Genomic DNA, 13516 nt, shown 5'->3' on the forward strand with positions numbered 1-13516 from the left:
TAACTATCTTATACTAGATAGTAAAACGTTAAAATTATTATTTATGATTTCATCTGTTTTGGAATAGGAACAATTCCAGATTTGAGATAGGTAAATAATTATTTCCTTGACATCACTAGATTTAACAGGCTTGCCTTTGATTTCTATAAAAGGCCCATCAGTCTCGGTCAAAATTTTATTTTGAGGAATTTTAGAAATTCTAGCTTGACCAGCTTTACTTTTAATCATTGCATTATTTATAGAGAAGAAAAAACCAGCATTGGCGATTTCTACTATAAGTTTAATTGGACCTGAATACCAATGGAATATTGCTCCTTTTGCGTGAAAATCGATTAAACAATTAAGTACTTCTCGTTCAGCCTTTCTTGAATGAATACTAAGTATTTTCTTCTTGCCTTGAAGCGCTTTTAAAATTCTGCGAAAACTGATAACCTGAATATCTTTAGTCGAAAGCCCTTCTTTGGAAAAGTCCAAACCAACTTCGCCAATGTAACTTGTTACATCAATCAATCTTAAAAATGCAGAAAATTCTTCTGAATGGTTTTCTGCATATAGTGGATGCATTCCTAATGCCAACCTTATCTTCTTTAAAGATTTGAAATGTGGTAATCCCATCTCGAAATGACTTGGAAGATTAGTTACTGAGATTACGGTAATTCCCTGTTTATCCAGTTCTCTGAGAAGTTTTTCAGGATTTGGGTATAAATCAATATGACAATGAGCATCAATCATTGGATTTTAAGTATTTTTTTCAATTGGTCATTACCTTTATCACGAATCCAATTTAACATTTCGACCCTTGAATTATGTACTAAATTTGCATATGCATCCAGATTCGAAATCTCAATGCTACCATTTACAAGCAGATTCCGTTTAATTTCTTTTAGACTGATAGATGTTCCAAGGTAATCAAATAAAGCTTTTACATCAGGCTTAGCCTTGTTCATATCTGTTAACCTTAATAGGTCATTTCCGTAAGTGTCCGTATCCCAATTGTTTTTGTGTAATGCTGCCCTTCTATAAATACAAGGCATACAAATTCCACATTGTTTGGCATTACGATTTTCCCAATGGACTTTGTGCCCTCTTTTACCGCAAGAAACTGATAGTGGATATGTTTTCTGAAGTATAGTTGTATTATCACAATCAACAACCATCTTCCCTTTAGTGTCCAATTTGAAGGGGTTAATTAAAGAAATATTCAAATTAGCAATTTCTAATGATTCTTGCAGTTTTCTAAAAAAGTAAGGGTGTGTCGTTCTAGTACTCAATGAACTTGTCCTTGATTTGGTCAAAGGATGATTTAAAGAAATAGTACCATTCTCTGGAATTAAAATTGTGTTAGAGGTTGGCACTTTGTTCAAGAGATATGCCGCTATTCCAATGAATAGTATTGACCTACTTCTCTGATTGGCATCTTTTGTTATTTTATCTCCGTTAATATATCTCTGGGAAAGACCAACGGTTGCTCTAATATGTTTGTATTTATTGTCAAAGCTTTTTTCAAATTCTTCCAAAATAAGAGTTTGGTCTTTTTTGGGACCAGTATAAGTAGGGTCAAAATGAGATACCAGCAATCCTATTTTACCATTATCTAGACTATTCAATTTGTTGATAACCCCTATCAATGAGTCAAGACCGCCTGAAAATAGACTGACGAACTCAATATTGGGATAATTATATTTTGGTATGTTACTCTTCCTGCGGTTTTTCCTGGGTAGATAAAGCACTTCTACCTCCATTTGTCTAAATGTAATAGACCATACATCTCCTGTTAAAAAGCCGAGGGTTTCTTCGAGCTCAGTTATAGCAAGTTTCCAATAATCTATATTCTTTACTGGAAATTCAATTTCAATCTCTCTAGTCCAACCATTATACGAGTACAGTTCTCGTGAAAGTAAATCGTCTGTGCCATATACGATTGCAGCAATAAGAAAAAAATCAAACCCTACTGATGATGTCTCCTTTGTAAAATCATATAAATTATGAAAATGAGCAATATTCAATTGTGCTTTTTTCTGCACTCCGTCTATTTCCTGGCATAAGAATGTCTCCGAAAATTGCCCATCCTTTGCGGGATTTACTTCTATTTTAATTCTCATCTTCAAATACTTTTAAAACATCCTCTTGTATGTTTTTTATTACCCTATCTCCATCATCGCCACCCCAATCTATTTTGTCTAAGGAATTCGTTTTATTCATTTCAGCTAAGCTAGAATTTATAAAGTCATTAATCTGCTTAAAAAGACTTGAACATTCCGTTTTACCTTTACTTTCTACAAGCTTTTCATAAAACATTATTGACAGATGTTCTAAAACATAATAGCTAAAATATTTAATTATTACTTCTTCCAGAGACTCACTATCAAGGGTTGATTTTAACGATGTTTCTAAATCCTCTGCGGTTTCAGTCCCTGCGGCTAATTCTTCCAATAATCTTCGCGTGGCTTCTTTAGCAGCACTATCGTCAATAGTAGATGCGGGACCACTACAGTATTCTATGAGATGGTTAATAATATCTTCAGCTGACTTACTTTTTAAATCCGTAAGACCTATCGATTTTAGGGCTTCTGAAAGATTACCACCATTAGATGAAAAACTACCTAAAAATCTTCCGATATTTTTGGCATTTCTAATACCGCTTCGACCTGCAATTCGAGAATTACCTCTTCCTGCTCGTTTTGAACCGCCAACCACTCGGACAAATTTCCCTGTTATATTTCTAAGGTTGTCCGTTGGTATCTTCGCTGTTGTACAATTTCGTGTAACCTCACTACTAAGTTCGCCCCATTGGGGTTGACCTTTGACCGAAGCTGAATATGATTTGGATGTGCCCATACTTATTTATTAAATGCCTTTGCTACCTTAGATTTAGATGTTGATAATAATTCTGAAAGAAAGTCTCCCAAAACTGGATTCTCTTTAAAACTTCTCAGATCAACGCCAATTGCAGGCGGTACTTTTTCCAAATCTATTAGGTTGAGTAAATATTTATATGAGTCATCAGAACCGCTAACACCTTCTTCTATCATAAATTGAAAAAGCTTATACGAAAGGAGACTTTCTTGATTTCTTTGCGCCATTGCTACAGAGAACTCAAGGAACTGATTTAATTCCGATTCACTCAACAACATAACATCTTTCTTGATTATTGCCTTTGTTGCTTTAACTGGCAGCCCTTCTTGATTCAGTTTATTATATGTGGATTTTATGATAGGCGGAATTAGGCTTGCGCCAGCAATAGTAGACGAGATATTATCTCTGGAAATCCAAAAATAATCACGTAAGTCTATTTCTGATAAAGCAGGTTCTACTTTTAACCATTTAACTACTTTATCTTTATTCCAATTGCTATAATCACTTTTGCCCAAATACTCTTTGAAATCCGCTTCAGACGATTTGGAACACTCGGTTTCCAACTCTAAAATTTGATTCGGTCTACCGTCTTTGGTAGATTGCCATTCATATAACTTGACGAACAAAGGAAGTTCTGTATATTCAAGAATCATTAATTTCGCCAAAATAGATTCATCAAATCCAGATATGTTTGCGACTTTGGCCAGTCTATTCCTTAAAATAAAAGTGTTTAAAAATCTCTTAATTTGCCTTGGATTGCCATATAAACTTTGTGTTATGATTGATGATAGGGCGGGCAGTGAGCCCAGACTCTTCGATAGTTTTTCAAATTCAACTGTTCCGATTACGCCCTTAATATTTGCCAGTCCAAAAACACTATATCTATCATTTTTTCGATAAGCGTAGAATGTTTCCAGTACGGTATGAAATGTTTCGGCAGTTAGTTCTCGTTTGCAAATAAGTAAAGAAATATAAGTTTCTACCTCAGAGTCTGATAACTTGGGTAAATTATAAGGTACTTGAATTAGCTTTTCTAAATAATCACTAACAATTCTATTTCCTGTCCCTGGCTCAACATCCCTGACTTTAAACCTATGGGAAATTGCATCTCTTACTATTCTTGGGTCTGCACCTATTATGAAAGCAGTATTCTCCACATTGAGAAAAAGCTTAATTGCTTCAAGATTTTCAATAATCCTATCTGGTTGGCATCGGTCTAAGTCATCTATGATTATGACAAGCTTACTTATTTTAGATTCCTTTATTAATTCCTTAAAGTTTTCTCTAAATTCTCGAACTAACATAGACGGGTCTTCCTCTGGTAAATCTTTTACCAAAGATTTCAAAAATCCTTCCGCTTCGTCTCCTTTAAGTTTATCGATTATATCAGAACTATCAATTTTGGAAAGCTTTCCCGCTAAAAAAGGCAATATTGATACTCCTCCAGTTAAATAGGCACTTGCAACTGGTAATGCAATATTTTTAAAACCCAGACCTAAAATACGCATCCAATTAACAGACTTAATTAGCTTCTTGGCCTTTTGTTTTACTTCTGGGGCAAATCTCTTATTTTCTTCGAACTCTTTAATAATTGATTCTAAAAGCGCAGCTTTAGCATCATCATAACCCTCAAAAAGCCAACCATTAAAATAGAGTACAAATGTTCCACCTTCCTCTTCTTTTAATTGTTCGCTTAAGATTTTTAGTATACTGGATTTACCGCTACCCCAGTCTCCAAAAACACCCATTGTTATAGGCAATAAGTCAGAATCATTTATTACCTCGGCAATCAAATCTGCGTGTACTTTAAACCCTAAAAGGTCTTCAGTTGTTTCATTATCAGACCACATATATTGTTATTATTTATTTGAACGACAATATAGTAAGATTGTTAAAATTTTTAACAAAAAATCAATTTATTGTTTTAGGGTTCAATATATCTGAATTTCTGAAGAAAACAATTCGTAAGGTTAATTATTAGACTTTACCTCCCAATAACCCTGTGTGCCACCGTGGCGTTTTAAAAACCCTTTGGTTTTGAGCGCATTTATATGTTTGCCCATAGGGGATTCATTGATGCCTAAAGCTTCAGCTATTTCAGTATAAGTAATAGTAGTATTGGTTGCAATGAGTTTAAGTACTGCTTTTTGTCTTTTAGTAAGTTCATCTATAGCATCTATTGCACCACCTGTTACACCACCCATTGCACCACCTTTTTGACCATCTACTCGACCTCCTTAATTTTATCTGAAAATCGACTTTGATGTAGCGTTGGCTCTTTATTCTTCCTCATCTGACATTTCGACGTTTTCTGTTAATGAAAATCCTTTTTGTCTAAACCAATTTTCACTTATTCTATTATTATCACTTTTCGGTAACGGTTTTGCTTCGTGAACCTTAAAAGTTGTCGGAAGATTTACCGAATGACCAAAAATCAAAGCGTGTTGAGTCGGAATAGATGGCATTCTCCTCAAAATTGTTTCGGAAATATGCGGTGTAATTTGTCGAATATGTGCAAGGTCTTCTGGATTTTGTATTCTGTGGACTATAAAATTACTGCATTGAGATAATACTGTTTTAGATAATTCACTTGGTCTTTGTGATGAAACCAAAAGTAACAGTCCAAATTTTCTCCCTTCTTTAGCAATTGAGTCAAAAATCTTATTTGCTTTAAGGAATGTTCCCATTGGATTACGTGAAATATATCTATGAGCTTCTTCCAAAATTAGATTTACTGGATATGAATTTCGAGGATTTATGTCCTTAACACTTTCATAAATAATACGAGATATAACACAAGATATTACTTCCACAATTTCATCTTCTACTGCACTTATGTCAATAATAGTTATTTGACTAGTTTTTAATTTTTGAGCTTCTACTTCATTTAATCCAATCAAACTGTTTTTATACTCACTTATATTGCCATCATCTTTTTTTAGAAAATTGAAATCCGTTCTGTCCTTGATACTTTTTACCCTTGTAATTAACGAAGAACAATAATCTCTAATATGTCTATTTCCGTGTGCTTCTTCATATAATAGAGCTAAATCGAGAGCATCTTCTATAATGTCAAATGTGAATTTTTGGTACTTTTCATAAGAAGGCATTTGAAATTTTTCTTGAATAAAAAGTGATAAACCATCTCCGTTAGTTTGCTCAAGGAAATAGTGTAATTGTTCAGTACCTACAATTACTCCAAAATGAACATATAAGCAGTTTCTTAAATTAAGTCTAACGTTTTGATTCCCAATACGTACAGAATTATGCTCTGTACCATCTTGGTCTATAAAAGTGAATTCTGTTGTTAATGATATTTCAGCTGTATTGAATTTTTGAAGTATCGATAATATCCTATCGGACTTTGATGGACTGCTAGTTTCATCTCTTAAAATCTCACTTATACACGTTGCTAAAATATGATTTTTGAGTTCATTGACATTTTCTCCAATAGAAAAAACAGATGCTAAACCTAGTGCATTTCTTAATATTGGTATTTGAGTTTTTTCTGTTGCTTGAAGAAGTAAAGCCCATTCATCAATAGTCAAAAACCAATGAGGTAGTGTAAATTCTTTTACATCCTTGTCTGAACTCCCTATACAGAAATTTTGCACTTCAATATCTGTGTTTTCAGATACCTCACTAAAAGCCTGTTTGTATTCGCCATTTACATCAAACACAATGAATGTACTTCCTACAGCACTATGATTTGATAGCTTATAAATAGACTGAAGAATTGAAGAAATTGTACAAGATTTACCACTTCCTGTATTTCCTAAAACAGCAGAATGACCAGCAAAGAATTTATCTATGTCAATTTTAACTTCATAATCTGGGAATATAGTGGAAGTACCAATTGAAAGCGTTTTATATCTTCTCTTTTCACAATCACATTTTTCTTTGTGTTCGCTAGATTTTTCACAAACTATCTCAATTTGTTCCTTAACATTAAAAATGGCATCAAGCTCTTTTTCTTTTATGTAAAGAACGTCTGTATATAATGCAGGATAAACGCTAACTCCAAATTCAAATTTATAATAATCTGGATTTTCATCAACTGGTTTTAGTGTGCCAATAGGAAGTATTTCTAGATATTTACCAGTAGTGCTTTTACTTAAAATTTGTTCTTTAGGATTACTAAAAGGTACATTTAGCTCTTTTTCTCGAACTCCAGATACTTCCGATACTATAAAGTAATTTTGATAGGGTAAAACAACGTAGCTGTTAAGTTGAGCAAAATAATGGATATCATCAAATCCACTAATGTTAAAATTATCAATTCCACTTAATAGTTCAACAGTAAATCTGTCTGAATTTATTGCTACTACTTTACCAATAACTCTTTGTTTATCTTCTCTATTCATTATCTTGGAAATAGAGTTTTTATAGCATTATCGATTTTGTCATCAATTTCGTCATTACTTAAGTCCGGTAATATTTGCTCAATAAAACCTTTGAAATAATGTAGACTTTCTCCGTTTTCTAACTTACCACCTACAATCCAGATTCTTGGGTCATTTAGTGATTTTAGTTTTTTGATTTCTTCACTTTTAGCAAAATCTCCAAACACGATTAATCGGAAAGACGGTATTGTAAATGCTTGATAAATAAGATTGTTTATATGCTCATCACTAAAGCTATATCCAAGAGAAATAAGTATGTTGTTATTTCTCATTAGTCTTTTCTGAAACTCTCTAAACAAATCTGAATATGGACTTCCCATACTTGCATTTTGTTTTAGAGGTGTAGGATGTATCATTATAACATCCTTTTTTTTGAGGTTTTCTAAACTTGTTTCTTGAATTTCTCTTACTCTAAAAAGTTTTGTTTGTTCCTCGTCCTGAACCCAGTTTATAGAACCGTGTATTTTGTATAGGTAAATGAAATTATCAATAACACTCCATTTACCTTGTGATAAATCCATTTTTTCAGCTAGTGCATAATTAAAAATGGTCGGATTAAAATATTTTTTTATGCCACCTGAAAATCCATTTACGTAATGTATTCCCAAACTGTCAAGTGCGATTTCAGAGTATAAATCATAATTTGTTGTAAATATGCTTGGTTTTGGAAGATTTGCATTTCTGTACAACAGTTTGCGATAAAACATTTTATAAAGATTTACTAAATCTATGTCGTCTTCATTACTACGTTTAGTCTCATTCAGACATTGTTCTAAAAGGAAATTTCTTGCTTTATCTATAATCCCTTTGACCTTATTAAATTCGTCCGTTCCATTTTGATTGGTGGTTTCATAAAAATAAATAAGACTGTGAAGCGTACCTAAAAAAGTTTCTAAATTGTTTTGAAATGTGGTTGACGTAATATCAAGTTTTACATCGTTTTTCAACCAATTTCGTTCATCTTCTATCAGAATGTTAGCATAAAAATTTGTAGCAAGAGGTGCCATTGTTGGTATACCTATTTCTTCCCATTCTTCATCTTTATTCTGAATTTGATAAGAGGAACAGCCAGAACCCAGAAGAAAGGACAGGTTTTTTCCATCAAGAACTTTATTGAAAGAATCTTGTATTTTATTTAGAAGAGCCGATTCACTTTTTTCGTCTGATTTGTCTTTTATTTTCTTTAGAACTTCTTCGTTTCCTTTGTAAAAATATAATTCAGATTCTGCCATTAATAATTTTTGTTTTAGTTTTTCAATTCAGTTAAAAAATTTTCAATTTGGCATTGGCTATTTTTTCCCTCTGTTCAATCTTCGGTTAGATAGCTTTTTCCATATACCATCCGCCAATTCAATTTCTTCATTTGTCAAGCCGTAATTTTCCTTTAATATTTTTTCATTCGTAATTTTCAATAATTCCGAAATATCTTTCTTTTCACGAATCATTTTGTCAATAATTGGCAACAATTCCGCATTCTTTTCATTGTAAGGCAAGAGTATTCTTCCCACTTCGTTCGGCATTAACTCCAATACTCCGCCACCGTGACTTCTCCCACAAATCTCAGCAAACGCAAAAGAGAGTGAATTATAATAACTAGCTGTCAAAGCTTTTATGTTCGTTTTCTCTTTTACAGTTACTCTGTGCATTGTATCTGTTGTAAAAGCCTCTGCTTCGTTGATTATGAGTTTTGGATACTTATTATTCCTCCTAATAAACAATGCATCAGATATTCTTTGTGATGGCACAATTTGCCATTCATCACGAATCCTGCATTTATAACCTTTGTGAATTTTCTTTTCTACTCCCCAAGCAATATATTCTCTAGCTCCAACAGAACCATTTAGTTCGTCCATTTTTGGAAATGATAAAAAGTGCGTTCTTGCTTCTGAATTTCTGTTTTTAATCCAGTCTTTTTCTGTGAAAATTGCACTTGGAACCTGAACGCTTCTGCCGACTAATGGTTTTGCATACTTTTCAAGATTGTAAAATTGCACAATAGAAAGCGGAACTGTGAAAAATGGATTTGAACCTGTTGTGATTCCAACTTCTACTTTTGCATATTCTTTAAGTCTTGGAATTATTTTGTCGTTTTGAAGTTTTTCTAAAAAGTCGATTTCGTTTTGTTCCAAGAAGTAAAAAGTCCATTTGTTTGATTTGAAATCAATTTTCTTTTTTGGACTTTTTAGTTTTGATACATCTAGTTTTTCTAGTTCTTCTGCATTTTTCAATTCTAAATGCTCAATCAAATGTGTTTTAGAATTGTTTTTCTCACACAACAATAGGACTACTTCTTGTTGTATGTCTGGAAATACTAACTTTTCAAAAGAAACAATATTTATTTTGTTGTAAAAATGAGCCAAGAACTCTCGTAAGGGTTGAGCATACGAAACTTGAAGTATTTCGGCAGGTAACACGAATCCAATTTTGCCTTCTTCTTTTAAAAGTAGGGAAGAGCCAACAACAAACGAAACCCAAGCATTGGTTAGTTTAGAATACTTTAGTTTGGCTTTGTCAAAAATTTGTGCAGCAAACTCTTGTTGCTCTCTGTCAAAATATTGGTAACGAATGTAAGGCGGATTTCCGACTACCAAATCAAACTTTTGTTTGGTATTAATACAGAAGTCGTGAAAATCCGAATTAATAACGTTGGTCTTGCCCAAGCCAATTTTTTTAGACTTTTCAGCTTCAACTTCATCAAATTCTATTGCAGTTACAGAATTGTATTCGTAACCTCCTTTTTGTATTTCTTCAAGGAATACACCATCTCCACAACTTGGTTCTAAAATATCAAGTTGTTTATTACCATTTAATGCCCATTTTAAAACAAATGATGCAATTGGTTCAGGTGTATAGAATCCACCCCTTAATTTTTCTTTTGATGCTTCTTTAATTAGTTGCATAAATTTCAGAAATTAAAGGGATATTGCTATCAGCTTCTCCCAAGTTATACAAATTTTTTAGTGTCTCGTCTAATTCAGTTTTTAGATTGTCGAATTGTCGTTGTAAAGGAATTAGTAACCTTTTATTTCCGTTGCTTTTATCTATTTTTCCTTGAATATCAATTAAATTTTTTTGAATTTTTGCTATTTTATCGTGAATATCTTTCTCCGATTTATTCTTAAAATCAATAAGCTTGATAGGTAGTTTTTTGAGCACTTTTGTTCCTCGTGCTATATAACCACCTCTGAAGACTTCTCCAATTAGTGCAGAAAACCACTCCAAATATTTAGAGTTCAATAAAGCTTGAATATAGTAGATTGAATAAGGAAAGTAATCATACAATAACCTGCTGTACCACCAGAAGATATTAAAGTTCCAAAGTAGTCAATTGCGTATTTGTTGCCCTGTGCTAAAACTCCAACAATAATTTTCGCAGGTACATCACATTTATCTAGACTTTGATGTCTGCCATATCTGTACCATTCGTTTTTTGTTTCAGGTTCAGGTTTAATGTCTCGTTTATCATTATCAAGTTTGTCCTTGTAATGATTTAAAAAATTATATGTTTCAGGATAGTTTGCCTTTAAGTCATCAATTTCTACAAACTCAATTCCCTTTTTGGTTTTTAGATAAGGATAAATAACAAATGAATTTGGCAAAAATGGGCGATAGGTGTACAGATTATCGTCTCCACTTGAAGTCTTAAAATATGGTCTTGTTAAAGTTTCTTCAACTTTCCATTGAATACCGTCTTTTATGAAATAAAGAAAGTCTTTATCTTTTTTTTCTATCGAATGAATATAAACGTTATTGGCACTTGTTTGAATACCATTGTATATATTTTCAGAACCAATAAGCTCCTCTAATGTATTCGATTGTGAAACAATAGATGTATAAATTGGTTTTAAAATACTTGGATAAAGGACCCAACCATCTACTTCTAAAGAATCTATATTAAATTCGTCAAAATTTTCTGAACCAATATTTCTTGTTTTCCAATTTTTGAACGAATTTACTTCAAGATATTTGACTTGTTCTAGTTTTTCTTTTTTGAGAATTAAGAGACAAGTATAAGTAGTTTTGTTTTGAAAAACTTGATTTGCCCCAAAGGATATTATTTGCTGTATTGCTTTGTTGTCAACAAGTAATTCTCTCAACTTCTTACCAGCTCCAACCTTCGCAAACTTACTTGGAACTATATAACCAAAATATCCACCTTCCTTTAAGAGTTCTAGACCTCTTTCAATAAAAAGAAAGTATTTGTCAAACTGTTTGTATGATGAATTGAATTTTGATTTGTAAATGGGTAATTCAAGAGGTGTAAACTCTTTCATATGCTCTGTAGCCAAATATGGCGGATTGCCAACAACAACATCGAAACGAGTTTTACCAAAATCAAAAGGGTTTATTTCATTTTGATTTTTTTTATTTGTTTCTGATGTCTCAATTAGGCTGTTTCCAAACTGAATATTTTGGTCAAGAGTTGGTAATGCAGGTGTTGTTATTGTTGCATTGTCTTCATTTTCTAGAAGTTTTAATAGCAAACCAAATTTACAGGCTTGAACAGCATTGTAATCTTTGTCAATACCAAAAATGCAACTTTCTAACACTTTTCTTTTGATGGCAAAAGGCAATTTAAATGTATTTATTGCTGTCTGAATTAATCTTTTGTGGTCGTTTAACAAATAGAAATCGACAAGTGTATCTTGCAATAATTGATAAGTTTCCAGCAAAAATGCACCTGAACCACAAGCAATATCTGCAAATGATGAGCTTAAGATTTCTTTGTCAGTTTTGTTTTTACAATGCTCTACAACTGTTTGCCTTAGAATATCTTGAATGATAAAAGTTGGTGTAGTTACAATATCTCTGTCAACATTTTCAGGTTTCTTTTTTAAGAGAATTTGCCCGTTTTCTATAGCTAGTTGTTCTCCAAGAAATATTTCATAGATGTTTCCTAGAATGTCCGAAGCAAAAACTGAAAAGGAATAAGTACTTTCAGGGAAATATAAATCTTTGATGATTTCCCAAAATGCAGAAGAGCTATCAGAAACTACTTTTTCCGTTAACGGTTGATTAAATAAACCTGCGTTATATTTTTTGTCTGCTTCTTTGAATTTTTTGATGAGCGAAGCGAAATCATTATTTTCTGCAAAGTTTAAAAGCGTTTTATAGGTTTCTAAATTTCGGTCCTCACAAACTCTTAAAAATATGATACTATTGATATAAGATTGAACAATATCGTTTAATTCTTCAATGCTTAGTTCAGGTTTATGCGAGTAAATTTCTTTACCTAAAACGATTCGCCATTCGTTAATATGGGAAAGGAATAAATCATCTACACTTGAAAGTTTTAACTGTTCTTCAATTTCTTTCCAAGTTTCATCAAATTCTCCAGAATAAACAGCTTGGTTGCTTAGTTGTTTTTTGATTTCCTCAAAAGCTGATTCATATTCTGTATAGTGATAAAGATTGATTCTAGATTTCGTTACTGCATCATCTTTTCCAACTTTTTGTGAGCAATCATAGATTGCCAAATATTCAAAATTTGATAGAACTGAAATTTTAAGTTTTGCGGTAAAACCATATCTACGTATTTGCTTTGCAGGTTCGTTATCGTTTTCAATTTTTACATTCGGTTTTTTGGCTTCTAAAAAGAATTTTCGCTCTGAAAATAGTCGAAAAGTATAATCAGGCTTTTTTGTGTTAGAACTAGCATCTGCTTTTAGTCCTTCTTCAACTAAGACTTCACGTTCGTTAGTTGGCTTTCCAGTCGAGTTTTTAATATCCCAACCAAGCATTTCAAATAATGGGTCAAGAAAATCAGTCCTAAGCTGAGTTTCGTTGTAGTCCGCTTTTAGGTATGCGTCTCTATTCGAATGATATTTTTTAATAAGGTCTTTAATGTTCATATTTATTTCAAGTCCAATGAACCTTGTTTAAGATTCTTATTTTTTAAATATTTAATTTTTTCTTCTGCCACTTTCAGGATTTCGTTGGTATTTTCTTCTTCAATAATCTGATAAGCTACTTTGTCGCTAAAAAGAATAAGTCCAAGAGTTTTTTCCTCAATTCCGAACAATTCCGCCAAAACTGGAAGCATTTCTTTATTAGCACTTCTTTCTCCACGTTCAATTTTCCCCAATGTTGATGGGTCAATGTCAAGTTTTGATGCAACTTTTCTTATCGGAAGATTTTGGTCTTCCCTCAATTTCCGCAAGTACTCTCCAAACGATTGTTTCGTATTCATTTCCTTATATTTTTCCTGAAAATATATTCAGGACAATAATTGTCCAAATGTAGTTATTTTTTTTGGG

The 13516-nt window shown here is 32.5% G+C and carries 11 protein-coding genes; all 11 read right to left on the bottom strand.

The features are described 5' to 3' along the window. Window positions 1–3 precede the first annotated feature (3 nt). The 11 genes from qatD to D9R05_RS06190 all read right to left on the bottom strand — a co-directional run bounded on the left by qatD (window position 4) and on the right by D9R05_RS06190 (window position 13449). Window positions 4–732 carry a Qat anti-phage system TatD family nuclease QatD gene (qatD, locus tag D9R05_RS06145; RefSeq protein WP_121666339.1) on the bottom strand — a complete coding sequence of 243 codons (729 nt, stop codon included), beginning with the start codon at window positions 730–732 and terminating at the stop codon, window positions 4–6. Continuing rightward, window positions 729–2102, bottom strand: a complete 1374-nt coding sequence (gene qatC / locus D9R05_RS06150; RefSeq protein ID WP_121666340.1) for a Qat anti-phage system QueC-like protein QatC — start codon at window positions 2100–2102, stop codon at window positions 729–731. Before qatC ends, qatD begins: the two co-directional genes overlap by 4 nt. Beyond that, a complete protein-coding gene (locus D9R05_RS06155; protein ID WP_121666341.1) occupies window positions 2092–2838 on the bottom strand; it encodes a hypothetical protein in 747 nt (248 codons plus the stop codon). The genes qatC and D9R05_RS06155 overlap by 11 nt, the downstream gene beginning before the upstream one ends. Window positions 2839–2840: 2 nt before the next feature. Then, window positions 2841–4706, bottom strand: coding sequence for a KAP family P-loop NTPase fold protein (locus D9R05_RS06160; protein ID WP_121666342.1), 1866 nt, complete (start codon window positions 4704–4706; stop codon window positions 2841–2843). A gap of 120 nt (window positions 4707–4826) precedes the next feature. After that, window positions 4827–5060, bottom strand: coding sequence for a LexA family protein (locus D9R05_RS06165; RefSeq protein ID WP_121666343.1), 234 nt, complete (start codon window positions 5058–5060; stop codon window positions 4827–4829). 75 nt (window positions 5061–5135) lie between these two features. Beyond that, complete coding sequence (locus D9R05_RS06170) at window positions 5136–7220, bottom strand: ATP-binding protein (protein ID WP_121666344.1); 2085 nt, start codon at window positions 7218–7220, stop codon at window positions 5136–5138. Continuing rightward, window positions 7220–8491, bottom strand: coding sequence for an SIR2 family protein (locus D9R05_RS06175; protein ID WP_121666345.1), 1272 nt, complete (start codon window positions 8489–8491; stop codon window positions 7220–7222). Before D9R05_RS06175 ends, D9R05_RS06170 begins: the two co-directional genes overlap by 1 nt. Window positions 8492–8548: 57 nt before the next feature. Next, window positions 8549–10159: an Eco57I restriction-modification methylase domain-containing protein gene (locus D9R05_RS06180; protein ID WP_121666346.1), complete on the bottom strand. Its 1611-nt coding sequence runs from the start codon at window positions 10157–10159 to the stop codon at window positions 8549–8551. Continuing rightward, a complete protein-coding gene (locus tag D9R05_RS15610) occupies window positions 10146–10481 on the bottom strand; it encodes a hypothetical protein (RefSeq protein WP_240462951.1) in 336 nt (111 codons plus the stop codon). The genes D9R05_RS06180 and D9R05_RS15610 overlap by 14 nt, the downstream gene beginning before the upstream one ends. A gap of 11 nt (window positions 10482–10492) precedes the next feature. After that, a complete protein-coding gene (locus tag D9R05_RS06185) occupies window positions 10493–13111 on the bottom strand; it encodes an Eco57I restriction-modification methylase domain-containing protein (RefSeq protein ID WP_240462953.1) in 2619 nt (872 codons plus the stop codon). Between the two features lie 2 nt (window positions 13112–13113). Then, on the bottom strand, window positions 13114–13449 hold the full coding sequence (locus D9R05_RS06190; RefSeq protein WP_121666347.1) for a helix-turn-helix domain-containing protein: 336 nt from the start codon (window positions 13447–13449) through the stop codon (window positions 13114–13116). Window positions 13450–13516: the final 67 nt, after the last annotated feature.

Origin of the sequence: Mesonia aquimarina, assembly GCF_003667275.1 — a bacterium.
Taxonomy (GTDB): Bacteria; Bacteroidota; Bacteroidia; order Flavobacteriales; family Flavobacteriaceae; genus Mesonia; species Mesonia aquimarina.